The sequence below is a fragment of the Accumulibacter sp. genome (genome assembly GCF_023806625.1).
GTDB lineage: Bacteria > Pseudomonadota > Gammaproteobacteria > Burkholderiales > Rhodocyclaceae > Accumulibacter.
In genome coordinates, this window is record NZ_JAMTDX010000061.1 from 1 (window position 1) to 19,335 (window position 19,335).

Annotated in this window: 14 protein-coding genes and 3 pseudogenes; 4 read left to right on the forward strand and 13 right to left on the reverse strand. The window is 66.2% G+C overall.

Annotation, left to right across the window (positions count from 1 at the left end; translation table 11 throughout):
• Positions 1-52 precede the first annotated feature (52 nt).
• A pseudogene (locus NFW05_RS11025) lies at positions 53-1,384 on the forward strand (peroxidase family protein); the annotation flags it as partial.
• Positions 1,385-1,848: 464 nt separating this feature from the next.
• Here the strand turns inward: NFW05_RS11025 and NFW05_RS11030 are convergent.
• Entirely contained in the window at positions 1,849-2,772 is a 924-nt protein-coding gene (locus NFW05_RS11030; RefSeq protein WP_295306403.1) for a LysR family transcriptional regulator, read from the reverse strand.
• A 96-nt stretch (positions 2,773-2,868) separates the two neighbouring features.
• Between NFW05_RS11030 and NFW05_RS11035 the strand changes: the two genes are divergently transcribed.
• Complete coding sequence (locus NFW05_RS11035; protein ID WP_295306406.1) at positions 2,869-3,777, forward strand: pirin family protein; 909 nt, start codon at positions 2,869-2,871, stop codon at positions 3,775-3,777.
• 2 nt (positions 3,778-3,779) lie between these two features.
• Positions 3,780-4,706 (forward strand): VTT domain-containing protein, encoded by a 927-nt coding sequence (locus tag NFW05_RS11040; RefSeq protein WP_295306409.1) that lies wholly within the window; start codon positions 3,780-3,782, stop codon positions 4,704-4,706.
• A gap of 579 nt (positions 4,707-5,285) precedes the next feature.
• Here NFW05_RS11040 and NFW05_RS11045 read toward each other — a convergent pair.
• The 4 genes and pseudogenes from NFW05_RS11045 to NFW05_RS11060 form a co-directional block, all read right to left on the reverse strand.
• A complete protein-coding gene (locus NFW05_RS11045) occupies positions 5,286-5,960 on the reverse strand; it encodes a potassium channel family protein (protein WP_295306412.1) in 675 nt (224 codons plus the stop codon).
• A gap of 328 nt (positions 5,961-6,288) precedes the next feature.
• Positions 6,289-6,899 (reverse strand): annotated as a pseudogene (locus tag NFW05_RS11050) (IS1634 family transposase); the annotation flags it as partial.
• 221 nt (positions 6,900-7,120) lie between these two features.
• On the reverse strand, positions 7,121-8,038 hold the full coding sequence (locus tag NFW05_RS11055) for a PEP-CTERM sorting domain-containing protein (RefSeq protein WP_295306414.1): 918 nt from the start codon (positions 8,036-8,038) through the stop codon (positions 7,121-7,123).
• 181 nt (positions 8,039-8,219) lie between these two features.
• Positions 8,220-8,884, reverse strand: a pseudogene (locus NFW05_RS11060) (hypothetical protein); the annotation flags it as partial.
• A 651-nt stretch (positions 8,885-9,535) separates the two neighbouring features.
• Between NFW05_RS11060 and NFW05_RS11065 the strand changes: the two are divergent.
• Positions 9,536-9,874, forward strand: coding sequence for a hypothetical protein (locus NFW05_RS11065; protein WP_295306417.1), 339 nt, complete (start codon positions 9,536-9,538; stop codon positions 9,872-9,874).
• Here the strand turns inward: NFW05_RS11065 and NFW05_RS11070 are convergent.
• From NFW05_RS11070 to NFW05_RS11105, 8 genes are all read right to left on the reverse strand, one after another.
• Positions 9,868-10,563: a response regulator gene (locus NFW05_RS11070; protein ID WP_295306441.1), complete on the reverse strand. Its 696-nt coding sequence runs from the start codon at positions 10,561-10,563 to the stop codon at positions 9,868-9,870. The genes NFW05_RS11065 and NFW05_RS11070 overlap by 7 nt on opposite strands.
• A complete protein-coding gene (gene kdpD, locus NFW05_RS11075; RefSeq protein ID WP_295306420.1) occupies positions 10,560-13,259 on the reverse strand; it encodes a two-component system sensor histidine kinase KdpD in 2,700 nt (899 codons plus the stop codon). The genes NFW05_RS11070 and kdpD overlap by 4 nt, the downstream gene beginning before the upstream one ends.
• On the reverse strand, positions 13,256-13,885 hold the full coding sequence (gene kdpC / locus NFW05_RS11080; protein WP_295306423.1) for a potassium-transporting ATPase subunit KdpC: 630 nt from the start codon (positions 13,883-13,885) through the stop codon (positions 13,256-13,258). The genes kdpD and kdpC overlap by 4 nt, the downstream gene beginning before the upstream one ends.
• Before the next feature lie 10 nt (positions 13,886-13,895).
• Positions 13,896-15,959 (reverse strand): potassium-transporting ATPase subunit KdpB, encoded by a 2,064-nt coding sequence (gene kdpB / locus NFW05_RS11085; RefSeq protein WP_295306426.1) that lies wholly within the window; start codon positions 15,957-15,959, stop codon positions 13,896-13,898.
• 11 nt (positions 15,960-15,970) lie between these two features.
• The gene (gene kdpA / locus NFW05_RS11090; RefSeq protein ID WP_295306429.1) at positions 15,971-17,779 is read right to left on the reverse strand and encodes a potassium-transporting ATPase subunit KdpA; all 1,809 of its coding nucleotides are present in this window, start codon (positions 17,777-17,779) and stop codon (positions 15,971-15,973) included.
• Positions 17,776-17,868 (reverse strand): potassium-transporting ATPase subunit F, encoded by a 93-nt coding sequence (locus NFW05_RS11095; RefSeq protein WP_295306432.1) that lies wholly within the window; start codon positions 17,866-17,868, stop codon positions 17,776-17,778. The genes kdpA and NFW05_RS11095 overlap by 4 nt, the downstream gene beginning before the upstream one ends.
• Positions 17,869-18,106: 238 nt before the next feature.
• A complete protein-coding gene (locus NFW05_RS11100; RefSeq protein ID WP_295306435.1) occupies positions 18,107-18,757 on the reverse strand; it encodes a hypothetical protein in 651 nt (216 codons plus the stop codon).
• Positions 18,758-18,954: 197 nt separating this feature from the next.
• Positions 18,955-19,335, reverse strand: a 381-nt coding sequence (locus tag NFW05_RS11105) for a hypothetical protein (protein ID WP_295306438.1), incomplete at its 5' end; no start/stop codon positions are given.

The following is a 19,335-nucleotide window of genomic DNA, read 5'->3' on the forward strand; positions in this document are numbered from 1 at the left end:
CACCCCGGCAGGCTCGCCACGTGAGCTTGCTGAACATTGTGGCTAATCAAGTGGCTGGAAGAACCGCTTCGCGACCGGCAAGGGCGTGGATACGACGACCAGCGGAATCGAAGGCGCCTGGAAGCCGAACCCGACGAAATGGGACACGGGCTACTTCGACATGCTCTTCGGCTACGACTGGGAGCTGGTCAAGAGCCCGGCCGGTGCCTGGCAGTGGCTGGCCAGGGACGTCAGGGAGGAACACCTGATTCCCGACGCCCACGACCCGTCGAAGAAGCATCCTCCGATGATGACTACCGCCGATCTCTCGCTGCGTTTCGATCCCCTCTACGAGCCGATCTCGCGCCGCTTCCACAAGGATCCTCAGGCCTTTGCCGATGCCTTTGCCCGCGCCTGGTTCAAACTGACGCACCGCGACATGGGCCCGCGCTCGCGCTACCTCGGCCCCGAGGTGCCAGCGGAAGTGCTCATCTGGCAGGACCCGCTTCCGCCCGTCGACCATCGGCTGGTCGGCGAGCGCGAGATCGCCGTGCTGAAGGCGAAGGTCCTTGCTTCGGGCCTGTCGATCGCGCAACTGGTGACCACCGCGTGGGCTTCGGCGGCGACCTTCCGTGGCTCCGACAGGCGCGGCGGAGCGAACGGAGCGCGTATCCGGCTCGCTCCGCAGAAGGACTGGGAAGCGAACCAGCCGGCCGAGCTGACCAAGGTCCTGCAGACGCTGGAATTGATCCGCAGCGAGTTCAACGGTACGCAGTCAGACGGCACGAAGGTTTCACTGGCCGACCTGATCGTCCTCGGCGGTTGCGCGGCGGTCGAAGTGGCGGCGAAAAGGGCCGGTCACGACCTCCTGGTGCCCTTTTCGCCCGGGCGGACCGACGCACTTCAGGAGCAGACCGACGTCGAGTCCTTTGCGGTACTCGAGCCGGTTGCCGACGGTTTCCGCAACTACCTTCGCCAGGGAGTCGAGACACCCGCCGAGGAGTTGCTACTCGACCGCGCCCAGCTGCTGACGCTGACCGCTCCGGAGATGACCGTGCTGATCGGCGGCCTGCGCGTCCTCGGGGCCAACGTCGGGCAGACGAGGCACGGCGTATTCACCAGTTCGCCGGGAGCGCTGAGCAACGATTTCTTCGTCAACCTGCTCGACATGGGCACCGAGTGGCGGTCTTCGGCCAGCTCCGCAGGCGTCTTCGAGGGCCGCGACCGGGCGACGGGTGAGCTGAGGTGGACGGGCACCCGGGTCGACCTGGTCTTCGGTTCGAACTCCGAGCTGCGCGCGCTGGCCGAGGTCTATGCGTGCGACGACGCCAGCGGCAAGTTCGTCCGGGACTTCGTCGCCGCCTGGAACAAGGTGATGACCCTCGATCGTTTCGACCTCGCCTGAGGAGAAGATGGGGTCAGGTCTTGACTATTGCCTTCAGGAGCTGCCTGCCCGTGCGCCGGGCTGGAAAGACGCGCATCCGACCGCCCCGATTCGCCGATCCGCATGGCACCTGCCAATCTGTCCGGAGGCCTCCGGCGCCCCGCGGCAAGGTGGATCGGCGTTCGCCTGAGCTCCGTGCAACGAGGCCGCAGCGATCGGCGGACGGGATCACGGTGGAAGCTTCGTGCTGGACGCCACCCCATCTTCACCATCGTCCGCGCGCGATGCCGCTGGAGCGCCGGTCTCGTCGCTGCTACCCGGGACGGGATCGACGGCGTGCAAGGTCGCCTGGCTCGCGTCGGGTGGGTCCCGAGGTTGCTGCACCAGACCTGAAGCCCGGGCAGCCAGAAGCTGCCCGAGGTGCCGAGGGAATTCCTGGCCTCAGGATCCGCGCAGACCGGTCTCGGCGTGTGTCTTGCGCGGGCTCATCGCGACGCTGACTGTTCGGTGGCGCCCACCGCGTCGCGGATGATCCGGGCCAGCCGGCGCACCCCGGGGCCGGCGCCGTCGGGGTCGGCGACGACGAGGTAAAGTTCCGCGAAGCGTTCCTCGGCACCGTGCAGCAGCAGCGGCCTGAGCCGGCCTGTGGCGAGTTCGTCGCCGATGCTTTGCTCCGGATACCAGGCGAAGCCGTCGCCGCGACACGCGGCAGCGATCGACGAGGCGAGGGTGCTGAACGTCCAGCGCTGCTCGACCTCGACGGTCGTCGTGTGCCGGCTGCGCAGCGACCCGCTCTCGCGTACGGCCAGGTGGCGGTGCTGCGCCAAGTCGTCGTGGGTCAGCGTTCGGCCGAGCCGATGGAGCGGGTGCCCCGGGCTGGCAACGGCGACGAGGCGCAGGCGGATCAACGGGGTGCCCAGGAAGCCGGGCGGGACCCGCGGCGTGATCGCCAGATCCGCCTGGCCGGTGAGCAGGGCTTCGGGCGTGCCGCTGATCACCGATTCGATGATTTCGAGCCGCGTATGCGGGCTCTCGTCGCCGAAACGCGCCAGACAGTCGAGCAGCAGGCGGCCGGGAAAGATGATCTCGACGGCGAGGCCGATTTCCGCTTCCCAGCCGGCCGAAAGCCTGCGTGCCGCCCGCTCGACCTCGCCCGCCTGATTGACCAGTGCGAGCGCGCGACGGTAGAGCATCTCACCGGTGGGAGTCAGCACCGCCTTGCGTCCCTGAATCGCGAAGACCCCGACGCCGAGCAGCGATTCGATCTTCTGCACCGCGTAGGTCACCGCCGACTGACTCTTGTGCAGGGCTTTCGCCGCCGCGGCGTAGCCGCCGGCGTCGACGACGGCGACGAGTGTCCGCCATTGCTCGAGGCTGATGTGCGGCATCGGGACGGCAGCGGTTTTCATATCCATTGTTTCGATGCGTTTGAGCCAAATTTTGTTCTTTTTTATTGGCCAGGTAAATCGTTCAATACCGATGTCTACCCACTGCGGAGAAACGCCATGAACAGTCCGCTACACATCGACGCCAGCCTGCTGGCCGGCGAGAAGCCGCGAATTCGCAGCCTCGAACGGGTCATCCCCGCGAAGCCCGTTTCCGACGGAGCCGGTGTCCGCCTGCGGCGAAGTCTCGGGCAGAGCTCGGCATACCGGCTCGACCCCTTCCTGATGCTCGACGAGTTCGCCTCCGACGATCCCGACGACTACATCGCCGGATTTCCGCCGCATCCGCACCGCGGATTCGAGACGGTAACCTACCTGCTCGCCGGGCATTTCCTGCACGAGGACCACCTTGGCCACAAGGGCCATCTGCGGAGCGGCGGCGCCCAGTGGATGACCGCCGGCCGCGGGATCATCCATTCCGAGATGCCGCAGCAGGAGAGCGGCCGCGTCCATGGCTTCCAGTTCTGGATCAACCTGCCGGCCAGCGAGAAGATGAAGCCCGCCGCCTACCGGGACATCGCGCCCGAGGACATTCCCGGCCTGGCGATCGCCGGGGGCGAAATCCGTGTCGTCGCGGGCACCTTCGAAGCCCCGGGCGGCCCGCTCGCCGGGCCCGTCCAGGGCCTGTCCACGGCGCCGCTGTTCTTCGACGTGCGTCTCGTCGCCGGCGGCCGTTTCGAGCAGCCCGTGCCGTCCGGCCACACGGCTTTCCTCTACGCCTACTCGGGTGCGCTGATCGTTGGCGAAGGCGACAGGGCGCAGCCGCTGCCGGGGCAGCAGGCAGGCGTGCTCTCGGCGGGCGACCGAGTCGTCGTGACCGCCGGTGACGAAGGCGCCGGCTTCCTGTTCCTCGCCGCCCGACCGCTCGGCGAACCGGTGGTCCAGTATGGTCCGTTCGTGATGAACACCCGCGAGGAAATCGACCAGGCGATCGCCGATTACCAGAGCGGAACGCTCACCGCGGCCTGACGATGGACGCTGCGGGGATCGCCAGCGCCTTGCGCGACGACGCCGTCGGCTTGGTGTTCGTCAATGTCCTGCTCCAGCAACTCGGCCTGCCGGTGCCCGCCGTACCCACGCTGCTGGTCGCTGGCAGCGTCGCTTCTGCGCCGGCGGCGGCGATGCTCGCGGCAGCCGTCGTCGCCTCGGTCGTTGCCGATGCCCTCTGGTACCTGGTCGGCCGCGCGCTCGGCTATCGGGTTCTCTCCGGTCTCTGCCGCCTGTCGATCAATCCGGCCTCCTGCGTCACCGGAACCGAAGCGCGCTTCGCGCGCTGGGGAGTGTGGTCGCTGGTCGTCGCCAAGTTCGTGCCCGGCTTCTCGACGGTCGCGCCGCCGATCGCCGGCACGCTGCGCATGAGCCTGCCAAGCTTTCTCGCCGCGGCGGCGATCGGCGCTGCGGCGTGGGCTGGCGCGGCGATCCTCGCCGGCCGGCTGTTGCGCGAGCACATCGCTGGAGCGCTGGCCGTCGTCTCGGCCAATCGCCCGCTCGCGGTCGTCGCGCTGCTCACGGGCGTCGCCGTCTGGCTGGGCTGGAAGGTCCGCCAGCGGGTTCTCTTCGAGCGATCGGCGGCGATTCCCCAGATCACCCCCGACGAACTGCTGCGCGCGCTGGCCTCGAGTCGTCCGCCGCTTCTTCTCGACCTGCGGGGCGCCGCGATGGTTGCCGAACTCGGGCCGATTCCCGGGGCCACCGTCGGCAGCCACGACGACCTGCCGGCCGCGGTGGGCAGCTGGCCGAAGGGCGCGCCGATCGTCACGCTCTGCGCGTGCCCCGAAGACGCCGGTGCCGTCCAGGCTGCTCAGGCGCTGCTGCGCCGGGGTTATCGCTCGGTGCGACCGCTCCGCGGCGGCTGGGAGGCCTGGCGCAGGGCAGTGGCCGCTGCCGCCGCCGACTAGCGTCGAGGTGGATCGATCAGGGGCCGTGGCTGCGGGGGGCTCGCTCCGGCGTGAGCTTTGGGGAGGATGGAATAGTCTCGGGAAACTGACTCAACCGTTCGGAAATGCGCGCAATCTCCATGGGTGGCCAGCAAGCAGTCGCCCCGGTGTCCGACCAAGGGGTCGCGGCAGCAGAAGAAACCTCGGTTGACGAGAGGGGGGAGCCCCAACCATCGACTCCGACTCTGCGGAGTCGGGCACGTCGAGCAGAAACCAGCGTCGCCGACAGCCCTTTCGGCTCGAACAGGATGGATTCGGGCTACGCGCTCGCAGCGGGCGATGACCAAGCCAAGGCCGGTTCCTGTTCCACGGGCAAGCAGCAGCGAGCTTCGTGCAGCGCCGGCAACAGGAACCAGGCGTCGTACCCAACCAACAAGGGCAGCGAAGGCTCCTGCCAGGCGGCGAGGTGGCGATCTGCCTGGGCCTGAACCGACGCGCGGGGGTGGGGGTGAACGCTCACGCTGATCAGGGTGCCGGTCCTTGACGGCCGGAACTGCTCTGGTTCAGCCGCCTTTGCCCCAAACAGCCAGGCGATGCCCATCAACTCCGGCTGGAAGCCAGTCCGACCATGCGGGCGATGACTATGGCCGGAAACATGACGCCCAGAGTGGCCAAGAAAACGGCCAGCATCTTGGCCGAAGCACTTACAGCGTAAATGTCTCCGAAGCCCACGGTCGTCAGTGAAGCGAGGCTGAAATAAATGAACTGAGGATAGTCGTTGTCCGTACCGCTGAGCACCACATTGCCGCCTATGGAGACGCCGGTAGCGGCATGAATGACTTCCAGAGTCAGCGCGCCCATGAGCGCCAACAAGAGGTAAACATTGACCGCGCCGACAATTCGGTACGCGTTCACGATCTGGTCGCGAAACAGCAGACGCAGGTTGATGAAGATGAAAACCAGCGTATTGGCGATGCCTATGAAATTCTCCAGAACGAAGAATGAATAGGGGTTTTCTCCGAAACGAATGAGGCGCAGCGTCAGGTGAATGCTGAAGAGGATTGCGGAGACGGCTATGAGCCCAATGCTGCGTGTCGAGAATATCCCGGAAAAGAACACGCTGAGCAAGAGGATGTTGAACAGCAGAACTCCGTGACCAGTGACTTCCATGATCACCGGAAGCACGAATACTGCAGCTATGAGCATGATCAGCAAGGTGACGAAACTGGCATCCTCTAGCCAGTAGGACTGGAGATTTCTGATCAGCTTTCGCATCGCGCGTTGGAGTTGGAGTCTTTGGGAAGCGGGCCGCCCGAGCGCATCCCAAGGCAGTCGGACGAAGCCCCGCAGTTGGCTGAGGAATGGGCAGCCTTTGGCCAAGGGCGACCATGCGCCGCAACCCGAAGGACAGGAAACTCAAGCGCACCAGGCTGAGTATATGAGTGCCCATGAAGCGGCGTCAATCTACAGGCCCTGTCGTTGAGCCGGCGAAGAGTCCTCTGACGAAGGGCAATGGCCGCTCGCCTGGCGCCGAGCTTTGCGCTCGTGCGGCCGCACGCTCCCAGCGCCGCGATCCGCTCGTCGCGCAGGCGACCCTGTTGTGGCGCAGGTCCGCCGACTGCTCGCTTCCCCCTTCGCTGCGGATCGTCGTCAGGTCGTAGAAGACGATCGCCAGTTCCTGATCGAGCAATGGCCGCAACAGGCCGGCCAGGGCCTGGTCCAACCGGTCGGCGTGCTCGGCCAGGGTGTCCATCGTGCGCAGGAGCTGCTGATGGGTCACCGACTCGCTGCTGACCTCGGGAACCCGGGTCCCCTCGAGCCAGCGCAGGATGCCGAGTTTGGATTCCGGGTCACAGAGCCGGTTGAAGACCATCACCCGGAGCCGCTTCTCGGCATCGAACTGCCGGCGGTTGCGTAGCAGCCGCCGAAAGGCGTCAGCGAATCGCAGCTCCTGCCACAGTGCGGTGAGCAACCACGTGTCGCCGACGGACAGCGCCGAGGCAAAGGCGACCTCGCCGGTGCCCTCTTCGAGAGTCGGCCGGCCGGCCGCCCGAAGCAGGCCGTTGACCAGCGAGTCGGCGCCGCCGGTGCGCACGGCTTCGATGCGCCCGAGGGTGGCGATCAACCGCTGCCGGGACGCCCCGGCCGCGTCGCGGTGCGACTCGACGAGCTTGACCCACTGCCGGGACCGGAGGTCGTGATGTTCACGAACATGTCGACACTGTGCACTCGACAAGCCTGGCATGCAGGACCTTCCAGAGCCAGACTTGTCACTGCAGCTCAGCTCGGCCAGATGACCAAGCCTCTGTTTCCATTGGCGCCGGCCAGCCAACTATGCCATTGGAACGTGAAATGTGTCGAACTCGGGGGCCCACTGCGGCCAGTCTTGGTGCTCCAGTCCAGACTACTGATCTAACCGACCAATCCGCGCTTGATCAATGACACCGCCGCGCCTGATCTTCCGTGAGCGGCTCGAGTTTACGAGGCAACGCGCGCCTCCGTGCTGGCACAAGCGCGATAAGTCCTAACCCCATCAACGACCACGTTTCCGGCTCCGGCACTGCTGTTTCGAAGGCCAGAACCTGTCCACGGACGTAGTCCGCATAGACGAAGCCTTGCGCAGATCCCAATGAGGTTAGGGCACCACAACTTCCGGCCGCCGTCAAGTATGCATAACCCGCTGCGAACTGGTTGCTACTGGCGTCACGACGCAGAGACAAGCAAATCTCATCGGCTCCCGAGGGAATAAGCACGGGGTCCGCATCAATGGTCTGAATAACGCCGTTAACGAAATCCTGGGTTAGATAGCGAACATACCATCCCGCGGAATTGCTTGCGTTCCCTGTCCACCATTGCACGTTAAGCTCCAGAACCCACTGATTATTGCTCGGCCCCCCACCGGGAGCAGCATCGATGAAGCGTATCCCATAGCCTTCATTCAATGGCCCCGAGAGCATGGGAAGCGTAAATATCCCGGTCATCGATATAGCCCCGCCCGTTCGAAGCAGCTGGGATTTTGTTCCGCCGACCTGCACGGTCTCGTTGATTCGCGCACTGCCCCCAGCATTGACGCCGGAGATTCCATTGGAAGAATCAAGTTGGAGAAGGCCGTTGGCTTCTGCAGGAAGTGGATTGATGCTGTTCACGCCATAAAAAGTCGGCTGCGTGGCGCACCCGGCCGGCCCGCATGGCGGCGGTGTCCCATCACCAAAGCCATCGGTAAAACTGAACAGGCCAGTTGAATTAGTGCCCGAAACTGAGAACGAGTCGACGCTCACCACGACAGCATGGCTGAGATTCGACCAAAGAAGCGCTGGCAGGCAGGCGATAAGAGCGATGTGGTATTTGCGCATTGGAGTTGCCTCACAAGAACGTTATCTGTCTTTTCCCTTGCACGACAGGAGAAGGATAGGAAATTCAACGGCCATCGCGCGAGTATCTCCGCTTTGTGTGCCCATCGTCAACCAGGAATTTCGGCGCGCTTTCCTCCGGCGCTGCCCCCGAGTTCGGCAGTAGAACGCGCAAGTCGTTGGTTTATGGACATTCATCCGTGCGGAATTGGCACCACACGAGTCTGGTGGTGGGCTCGGGCAGGGCGAGGGTGGCAAACGGCTCCTTCTGCTGGGGGGTGACGACGGACAGTCCGGATGCCGACTGACGTTGATGCAGCGTGACCTGGTGGTACTGGATGCGGCGGGCGATCTCGAGTGCCCGCTCGGTAGAGGTCGGGCTGCCCCGGGCCTTCAGGCGCAGGCGCATCACGCGATAGAGAAGGAGCGCCGGGAAGCCGATCAGGGCATGCGCCCGGATGCGGTCAGGCAAACGATGGAAGACCGGCGCGATCTCGATCTCCGACTTCAGAACCCGGAAGCCGCGCTCGATGTCGGCCAGCGCCTTGTCACGCAGGCGACCCTGTTGTGGCGCAGATCCTCCGGCTGCTCGCTCCCGCCTTCGTTGCGGATCGTCGTCAGGTCGTGGAAGACGCTCGCCAGTTCCTGATCGATCAATGGCCGCAGCAGGCCGGCCAGGGCCTGGTCCAACCGGTCGGCGTGCTCGGCCAGGGTGTCCATCGTGCGCAGGAGCTGCTGATGGGTCACCGACTCGCTGCTGACCTCGGGAACCCGGGTCCCCTCGAGCCAGCGCAGGATGCCGAGTTTGGATTCCGGGTCACAGAGCCGGTTGAAGACCATCACCCGGAGCCGCTTCTCGGCATCGAACTCCCGGCGGTTGCGCAGCAGCCGCCGAAAGGCGTCAGCGAATCGCAGCTCCTCCCACAGTGCGGTGAGCAAACGTGGTGATGTTCACGACCATGTCGCCCTTTTGCGCTCGACAAGCCTGGCAAGCAAGACCTTCCACAGCCAGACTTGTCACTACAAACCAGCGTGGCCAGATGACCAACTCTCTGTTTTCATTGGGGCCGGCCAGCCGATTATGCCTTTGGAACGTGAAAAGTGTCGAACTCGGGGACGAAGGACGAAAACCCGCCGTGTGCGGTTCCAACCGTGGAGTGCCGATTGGCCCCATTTCCCTTTCCGATCCCGGCCGGCATCCGTCCAGGCGGTTTCGTCACAGAGGTGGCTGACCTGGCGCCTCACACCCTTCGAGCGCTGCCATCAGCCGGTCCGTGCCGCAGCGGGTGTCACGGCCCCTGACTGGGCAGGGAAAAAGTGCGCCGACGAAGTCTCGATGAGCGGGACAATCAAAGCTGAAACCATGGCCAATCGGCAGCGATGGCTTGATTGGCGTTGTTCTGGAGAAAGCGACCTGGCCCGCGTCGAGTGCCAGGCAACGCGACGCCAAGTACCCCGGCCACCGCGCGCAATTCCTGGTTCCCTGATCGAGCGTCGCAAATGCAAAGTCGCAAATCGAAGCCTGAATCTTCGTGCCGGTTCGGCACATGCCACGTCGCAGCGCGCAAGCCGCAACCTGCCTGGCTGGCCGTCTGCCGGGACCGGCAGGAAGAAGTACAACTCACCCTGCTCACCTTCGCGAGTTCGCGCCTGCTCGACCTGCTCTCGCGCGAGTCGATGACCGGCGTGCCGGCGGCTGCGTTCGTCGCGCGCGCCGCCGGTGGCCGCAGGCGCAGCCGCGGATCTGTCGAGATCATCTCGCAGCCTTGCCGGCGAAGCGATCGGGCTTGGCAAACTTCGTGGCCAGGCCCGTTCTCGCCCCAGGGTGGGATTCACTGATCGAGCAGGCGGTAGCCGACCCCGGGCTCGGTGCGGATGTGCCGGGGCAGGTTCGGATCCGCCTCGATCTTGCGTCGCAGGCTGGCCATGTACACCCGCAGGTAGTGGGTGTCGTCGGCGTGACTCGGTCCCCAGACCTCGCGCAACAGCTGACGGTGCGTCGCGACGCGCCCGAGGTTGGCGACGAGTTGGGCGAGAAGCCGGTATTCGATCGGTGTCAGGTGGATCTCCACTCCGTCTCGCCAGACCTGTCTGCTGACCAGGTCGACAGTCAGGTCGCCGAGCGTGATCCGGGGTTCGTCGCCCGCTGCCGAATGGGCTGACCGGCGAAGCAGCGCGCGGACTCGCGCGCTCAGTTCGGCGATGCCGAACGGTTTGGTCAGGTAGTCGTCGGCGCCGGCGTCGAGGGCGCGCACCTTCTCGCCCTCGAGCGTTCGCGCCGAGAGGATCAGAATCGGCAGCGTGGACCAGGTGCGAATCTCGCGGATCAGGTCGACACCGTCACGGTCCGGAAGTCCGAGGTCGATGATCGCCAGGTCGGGGCGGCGTGTGCCGACTTCGATCAGACCGCGCCCGGCGGTCTCCCCTTCACTGACCGCAAAGCCATCGGCCTCGAGTGCGGTGCGCACGAAGCGCCTGATCTGTGCTTCGTCCTCGATGACCACGACACTGCGCCTGGTCTGGGTCAACATGCGGCTTCCTCCTCCGGAACCTCTGGGGGGCTGCCCGCGGGCAGGGAAATGATGAACCGCGCGCCCCCGGCGTGCCGGTTCTCGGCGCGTATCGTACCGTCGTGCGCCTCGACGATGGCGCGAACGATCGACAGCCCGAGGCCGACACCGCACACCGAGGATTCGCTCTTCCCTCGCGCGAACTTGGCGAACAGCGTCTCTTCCTTGCCCGGGGGCAGCCCGGGGCCATTGTCTTCGACGAGAATCTCGACCCGGTCGCTGTGACGGCGTGCCGAGACGGTGATCACGCTGCCCCGCGGAGTGTATTTCGCGGCGTTCTCGAGCAGGTTGCAGAAGACCCGTTCCATCAGGATCGCGTCGAAGTACATCAGCGGCAGATCGGCGGGCAGGCGGATGTTCACCGTGTGACCTGCAAGACCGCTGGCGCGCGATTGCAGTGCCACCCCGACGACTTCCTCGAGCGGTTGCCACTCCCGGTTGACGCTGACCTCGCCGCTCTGCAGGCGCGCCATGTCGAGCAGGTTGCTGACCAGCACGCTGGTGCGCAAGGCCTCGTCCCGAATGGCCTGAGCGATGTCGGCCTGCGCCCTCGGCAGCGGGGGACCGGCCAGGTTCAGCGATTCGGCGAGACCGTGGAGGACCGTCAGCGGGGTGCGCAGGTCGTGCGAGAGCGCCGAGAGCAGCGAGTTGCGCAGCTGCTCCGATTCCATGCGCAACAGCGTCTCCTGGGCCACGCTGATGAAATGGACTCGCTCGAGGGCGATCGCGATCAGGCCGGCGCTCGTTTCGAGCAGGCGCTGCTGTTCCGGACTGACGGTCCATCCTTCTCTCTCGGGGGCCAGGACGAGAACGCCGCGCGTTCTCATCGGGGCCTTCAGCGGCAGATAGAGTGCGGTTGCCGACGGCAGCGTCGAGGTCGAGCAGCCCGCCGGTTCGTTGTGCTCGAGCGCGTAGTGGGCGATGCCCAGGTCGATTTCCGACAGTGCTTCGCTGCCGACCTCGTGCAGACGCTCGGCGGTATCCAGGGCGAGGAGTGTTGACCGCGCGCCGGAGACCCGGCGGACGAAGCGCTGGCTGATCTCGGCGATCTGTTCGACGGCCAGCGCACTGGCCAGCTCGCGGGTCATCTCGAAGAGGGCCCGGATTCGCTGCTCCCGGCTCAGCGCAACGGCCGCCTGGAACTTCAGCCTCGCGGTCAGCTGACCGATCAGCAGCGCCACGACGAGCATGACGGCAAAGGTCGGCAGGTACTGGAAGTCGCTGACCGCGAACGAGAGACGCGGCTGGACGAAGAAGAAGTCGAAAGCGGCGACGGAAAGCACCGCGGTGAGCGCACCCGGACCGCGGCCAAAGCGGTAGGCGACGACGACGGCGAGCGAGAGGAAAAGCATGACGATGTTCGCCAGATCGAGGTGCGGCAGGAGTGGCGTTGCGGCGACCGTCACCAGCGCGACGCCGGCACAGGCCCACAGATAGCCGTGCCACGGCCGCACTGCGCTTCGCCCGGTGGGCGCGCTGGACGCCTCGCTCGCGCCAGCGAAGCGATCTTCGCCTTCGCGGGCGACGAGGATCACCTCGAGTTCCGGAGCGCTCTTGCCGATGCGCTCGGCAAAGCTGCGCTGCCACGGCCACAGCCTCGCGGTTTCGCGCCCGACCACCACCTTGCCGAGGTTGTGCTCCCGGGCGTAAGCGGTCGCAATGGCGATCGGGTCGTCGCCCGACAGGCTGGCGGTCGTCGCCCCGAGGTCCTGGGCCAGCTTGAGCGTGCGCAGGATGCGCGCGCGGGCGCCCTCCGGAAGGTGCTGGAGCTTCGCCGTGGCGATGTAGATGGCGTGCCACGGAACGTCGAGCTGCGCCGCGAGGCGTGCCCCTGCGCGCACCAGCCGCTTGCTGCCGACTCCGGCCCCAACGCAGACGAGCAGCGAATCCCGGGTTGGCCACACCGTGGCCACCGACTGTTCGCGCCGATACGCCTGGACCTCGACGTCCACGCGGTCGGCCGTCCGGCGCAGGGCGAGCTCCCGCAGCGCCAGCAGGTTGCCCTTGCGGAAGAAGTTGTGGACGGCGATCTCGGCCTGCTGCGCGAGGTAGACCTTGCCTTCCTTCAGGCGCTGCAGCAGTTCCTCGTGAGGCAGGTCGACGAGCACGACCTCGTCGGCGTCGTCGAACACGTGGTCGGGGAGGGTTTCCCGGACCTTGATCCCGGTGATCCCGCCGACGACGTCGTTGAGGCTCTCGAGATGCTGGACATTGACGGTGGTGAACACGTCGATTCCAGCGGCCAGCAGTTCCTCGACGTCCTGCCAGCGCTTCGGATGGCGCGCGCCGGGCGCATTCGAATGCGCGAGTTCATCGACCAGAACGATCCGCGGTGCGCGCGTAAGCGCGGCGTCGAGGTCGAATTCCAGGAGTTGATGTCCCTTGTAGTCGACGATTCGCGGCGGCAGCGTTGCGAGCCCGCGGATCAGTTCAGCGGTTTCCGGCCGGCCATGCGTCTCGGCGACGCCGACGACGATGTCCACCCCCTGTCCAGCGAGCGTCCTCGCGGCGACGAGCATCGCGTAGGTCTTGCCGACCCCCGGACTGGCGCCGAAGAAGATCTTCAGCTTCCCGCGTCGCGACTGCGCGGCGTCGGCTTCCAGCCGGGCGAGAAGCTCGTCCGGATCGGGTCGACGAGCTTCTCCGGTCGTCACCCGTCGTCTCCCGGCCCGCGGTCCCTGCCGCCTGGCGGTCGCGACGCGGTCTCGGCGGCGACCTCGTCGAGGGCCAGGTTCAAGAGCAGCACATTGACGCGCGGCTCGCCGAAAATGGCCCACTGCCGGCCTTCGGTCCGGGCCAGAACCAGCTCGCGAACCGTCTGCTCCGGCAGATGGCGTGCGCGGGCGACGCGGGGCACCTGCCACAGCGCTCCGGCGACGCTGATCTGCGGATCGAGGCCGCTCGCCGAGGAGGTGACCAGATCCACCGGAAGCGGAGCCGTCTGTGCTCGGTCGCTCTCCCGGAGCGCCTCGATACGCGCGATCACCGTCTGTTCCAGCGCCGGGTTCAGCGGCCCGAGGTTCGACCCGCTCGAGGAAGCGGCGTTGAACGGCATCGGTGCCGTGGCCGACGGCCGGCCGCTGAAGTGGCGCTGATCAACAAAATACTGACCGATCAGCCGGGACCCGACGTACTTGCCGTCCCGCTCGATCAGGCTTCCGTTGGCCTGTGCCGGGAAAAACGCCTGCGCGACGCCGGTGACCAGCGCCGGATAAGCGATTCCTGTCAGCGCCGACAGAACGCCAAGAATCACCAAAGCGCGTTTGAGCTCGTTGAGCATGACGGACTCCTCAGCTGAGATGCAGGCCGACCAGCGCCAGGTCGACGAGCTTTATGCCGATGAAAGGAACGACCAGGCCGCCAAGACCGTACACGAGCAGGTTGCGGCGCAGGATGGCGGCGGCACCGAGCGGCCGGTAGGCGACGCCCCTTAGGGCCAGCGGGATCAGGGCGACGATGATCAGCGCGTTGAAGATCACCGCCGAGAGGATTGCCGAATCCGGGCTCGCCAGGCCCATGACATCGAGCGCGCCGAGCGCCGGATAGGTCGACGCGAAGGCCGCCGGAATGATCGCGAAGTACTTGGCGACGTCGTTGGCGATCGAGAACGTGGTCAGTGCGCCGCGGGTCATCAGCATCTGCTTGCCGGTCTCGACGACCTCGATCAGTTTGGTCGGGTTCGAGTCGAGGTCGACCATGTTACCGGCTTCCTTCGCCGCCTGGGTGCCCGTGTTCATCGCCACGGCGACGTCGGCTTGCGCCAGAGCCGGCGCATCGTTCGTGCCGTCGCCGGTCATCGCCACGAGGCGTCCCTCGGCCTGATACTCGCGGATCAGCCTGAGCTTGGCTTCGGGTGTGGCCTCGGCGAGAAAGTCGTCGACCCCCGCCTCTGCGGCGATCGCCGCCGCGGTCAGCCGGTTGTCGCCGGTAATCATCACCGTCTTGATGCCCATCCGGCGGAGTTCGCTGAATCGCTCGCGGATCCCTCCCTTGACGACGTCCTTCAACTCGATGGTGCCGAGCACGCCGCTCCCGTCGGCGACGACGAGCGGCGTCGATCCCTGGCGGGCGAGGTCGTCGACCGCCTTCTGTACGGCCGGTGGCCAGATCCCGTCGAGTTCGCGGACGTAGGCCCTGACCGCTTCCGCTGCTCCCTTGCGGATGCTCCTGCCTTGCCAGTCGATACCGCTCATCCGAGTCTGCGCCGTGAAGTGTACGAAACTGGCGCCTTCGGGCTGGATGTCGCGACCTCGCTGATGAAGGACTTCCTTGGCCAGATGGACGATCGAGCGGCCTTCGGGCGTTTCGTCGGCGAGAGACGCGTAGAGCGCGGCCTCGGCCAGTTGCGCTTCGCTGAGCCCCGGTGCGGGGACGAACGTCGCCGCCTGGCGATTGCCGAGGGTGATCGTTCCGGTCTTGTCGAGGAGCAGCACGTCCACATCGCCTGCGGCCTCGACCGCCCGACCCGAGGTGGCGATGACGTTCTTCCCCATCATCCGGCTCATCCCGGCTACGCCGATCGCCGACAGCAGACCGCCGATCGTCGTCGGAATCAGGCAGACGAGCAGCGCGACCAGCGCCGTGACGGTGATCGGCGAGCCGCTGCCAGCGGCTTCGACACTGAACAGCGAGTATGGCAGAAGGGTCGCCGTGGCCAGCAGAAAGGCGATGGTCAGCGCGACGAGGAGGATCGTCAGCGCGATCTCGTTGGGCGTCTTCTGGCGCTTCGCCGTCTCGACCATGCCGATCATCCGGTCGAGGAAGGTTTCGCCGGGATTCGCCGCGATGCGGATGACCAGCCAGTCGGACAGCACCCGTGTTCCGCCGGTGACCGCCGAAAAGTCGCCGCCTGCCTCGCGGATCACCGGAGCGGATTCGCCGGTGATCGCGGACTCGTCCACCGAAGCGACACCTTCGATGACCTCACCGTCTCCCGGGATGACTTCGCCCGCGCTGACCACGACGACGTCCCCTTTCCGGAGATCGCCGGACGGCAGGCTGTGTGTCTTTGCGCCGTAGTGCGGCTCGTCGAGTCTGTTGGCCCACACGGTCTGGCGTAGGCCGCGAAGCGCGGCCGCCTGGGCCTTGCCGCGTCCTTCGGCGATGGCTTCGGCGAAGTTGGCGAAAAGCACCGTGAACCACAGCCAGAGGCTGATCGCCAGGATGAAATCGGCCGGTGCCTCGCCGTCACCGGACAGCGCCTGGATGTACAGCCCGCTGGTCAGCAGGCTGCCGAGCCAGACGACGAACATCACCGGGTTGCGGACCTGATGCCGAGGCGAAAGGCGCCGGAAGGATTCGACCACGGCTTCGCGGAGCAGGCGCGGGTCGTAAAGCGATGGAGTCGTTTTCATGGGCAAGTTCCTCAGTGGCTGCCGATCATCTGCAGGTGCTCGACGATCGGTCCGAGAGCCAGGGCCGGCAGGAAGGTCAGCGCTCCGACGACGATCACCGTGCCGATCAGGAGCAGGACGAACAGCGGGGTGTGCGTCGGTAGCGTGCCGGCGCCCGTGGGGACCGACTTCTTGGCGGCCAGCGAGCCGGCGATGGCGAGAACCGGGACGATCAGCCAGTAACGCGCGAAGAGCATCGCCAGGCCGAGCAGAAGGTTGTAGAAGGGCGTGTTCGCCGACAGCCCGGCGAAGGCGCTGCCGTTGTTGTTGCCCGCCGACGAGAACGCATAGAGGACTTCCGAGAAGCCGTGCGCGCCCGGGTTGGCGATGCCGCTCCGGCCGGCGTCGGTGACCACGGCGACTGCCGTCCCGACGAGCACCAGCAACGGTGGCACGAGGATCGCGACGGCGGCCATCTTCACTTCGAAGGCCTCGATCTTCTTGCCCAGGTATTCAGGCGTGCGCCCGATCATCAGCCCGGCGACGAACACGGCGACCAGTGCGAAGACGATCATCCCGTAGAGCCCGGAGCCGACTCCGCCGAAGATCACTTCGCCGAGTTGCATGAGCCACATCGGGACCAGCCCGCCGAGCGGCGTGAACGAGTCGTGCATCGCGCTGACCGAGCCATTCGACGCGGCCGTCGTCGCCGTCGCCCAGACTGCGGAAGCGACGACGCCGAAGCGGGTCTCCTTGCCCTCCATGTTGCCACCGGCCTGCAGTTCCGAGGCCCGGGTATCGACACCGAGGCGATCGAAGAGCGGGTTTCCTGACTGCTCGGCCCAGACGCAGACGGCGAGCAGGGCGACGAAGACCAGGGTCATTGCCGAGAGCAGCGTGGCGCCCTGGCGCCTGTCGCCGACCAACATGCCGAAGGTGATGCACAGCGCCGCCGGAATCAGCAGGATCGACAGCATCTCGAGGAAGTTCGCCAGCGGCGTCGGGTTTTCGAAGGGGTGCGCCGAATTGGCGTTGAAGAAGCCGCCGCCGTTGGTCCCCAGCTGCTTGATGGCGATTTGCGAAGCGACCGGCCCGACGGCGATCGTCTGCTCCCGCGTCACAGATCGCTCGATGACCGGCTGTCCCTGCGCGTCCCGAATCGGCTGGCCATCGGGGCCGAGTCTCGCTTGCTCGAACCCGACCGGTTCGACGAGTTCGATCGTCGCATGGCCGTCGAAGGTCTGTACGACGCCCTGGCCGACAAGCGCCAGCGCAAGGGCGATCGACAGAGGCAACAGGATATACAGCACCGAACGCAGCAGATCGACCCAGAAATTGCCGATTGCCGTCGCTTCGCGGCGCACGAAGCCGCGGGCAAGGGCGACGAGGACGGCCATGCCGCTGGCCGCCGAGAGGAAGTTCTGAGCGCCAAGGCCGAACATCTGCGTCAGGTAGCTCATCGTCGACTCGCCGGCGTAAGCCTGCCAGTTGGTGTTCGTGGCGAAGCTGACGGCGGTGTTGAAGGCCAGGTCTGAGGCAGGCGCAGCCAGCCCTTCGGGGTTGAGAGGCAGGATCTCCTGCAGCCGCTGCAAGGCGAAGACGGTGAGGACTCCGAGCAGGTTGAAGACCAGCAGGGCGATCGCGTAGCGCGTCCAGGGCATCGCGTCGTCGTCGCGCACGGAGGCCAGGCGGCAGACGGCCCGTTCGACTGGCCGCAGCCAGGCCATGAAGACTGGAATCCTGCCTTCATACACGCGCGCCATGTACGCACCGAGTGGCCAGGCGAGTGCCAGGAGGCTGACGACGTAGAGCACCAGCTGAAGAATGCCGTTGCCGGTCATGAGAAGTCCTCCGGGTAGAACAGGACGGCGACCAGGTAGGCGAGAACGCCGGTGGCCGCGGCCAGCGCGATCGCGTAGAGCGGATTCATCGTGGTCCCCGGAGCTTTTCGAAGAAAGAGACAAGGCCGGCGGTCAGCGCGAAGAAGCCGACGGTCACCAGAACGTAGAGCAGGTCCATAGCGAGGTCCCTTCAGGGGGGTTGAGACACGCTGAAGGATAGCCGGTGCGGCATCAAGAAATTGCCAAGACGTCGCCCAGCTGCGTCAAGTTCGCGTCGTCAACGGCAGCACGAAGGCGACGATGCGGGTCGGGATGACGACCAACCGGCTACTCGAACTCGGAGAGGCGGCCGACCGCCCGGATCAGGGCCCCGCTCGCCAGGTAGGCAGCGACGATCACCGGGATCACCAGGTAGCTCCGGGCGGTGAGCGGTCGGATCGAGCGCAGGCTGCCGCGTACCGCGAGGAACGGGAGCACGTTTATCGCGTGATAGTTGGACATCGGATACGGCAGGAAGGCGAGCATCGCGGGTGCCCCGGCGAAGTAGAAGAGGCCACCGTCACCGATGGTCTGCGCGAAGCCGACGATCAGAACGTAGGCCCAGAGCGGGAAGTGGTGGCGCGAGATGAACAGCCAGATGACCGTGAAGATGACCAAGTACGCTGGGAGAGTGAACAGCAGGTCGAGCGCGTAGTTGGCGAGCGCTTGAGCCGGCGGGGTGGCGCGGGTCACGATCAGCGACGCGAAGACCGGGCTCGAGATCATGTGGAAGCCTTCGACGGCGGCGGCGAGGAACATGGCCAGCACGACGAAGCGGTGGCGTGGCGAGGAGCGGGGAAGGAAGCGTCCGAGTAGCGGTAGGGCAAGCAGCTGCCCGGCGAGGAAGCCGAGCACAAGGATGCGCGTGACGCTCTCGGGCGACAGGCCGGCGACGATCAGCGCGAAGCCGATCGAACAGCCCGCCCAGAGGACGTACATCGTGGGCCCAGGCGGCAGGTGGGGCATCGGCAGACGGAGCAGTCGAGGAGTCGGACGGGAAAGCGGAACGAGGCGGATTCCTGGGCTTCGCGGGCAAGGCAGTGGCGATCTCGCCTGCGCCCGACTTCGTGCTCAACCGCGGGAGCCCGCCGGCGGCGAGGCGTCGTCTGTGCCGGATGCCTGCCAGGTGGCCAAGCTCATCTTGCGCCATCGGCGGGCGTTGGCGACGTCGACCGCTTTCCACCGCTACTGTAGCGCGAGAATCCGTCGGTTGCTCGCCGGTCGGCGTAGGGTGTACTCCGGATGAGGGAGTCGGCCCCGGCGTGTGCGACGAAGAATCCGGGCTGATCGAGGTGTAGCTGCGCGGCGACCCGGACGCTTCGCGTGACTTCGTGCGGCTCGTCGAGGACGACTTCCGGCGGATCGGACTCTGTAGGCGTGAACGCCCGTTTCACGCGGATATTGCCCAGGCGGTGCGCAACGTGGCGCGCAGACCAGCGCACAGTCGCTGCGCTTCTCCTCTGACCGTCCGCGCCTGGCCTGGCGATTCGCGCCGGCGGCGCCTGCGAAGCAGGTGT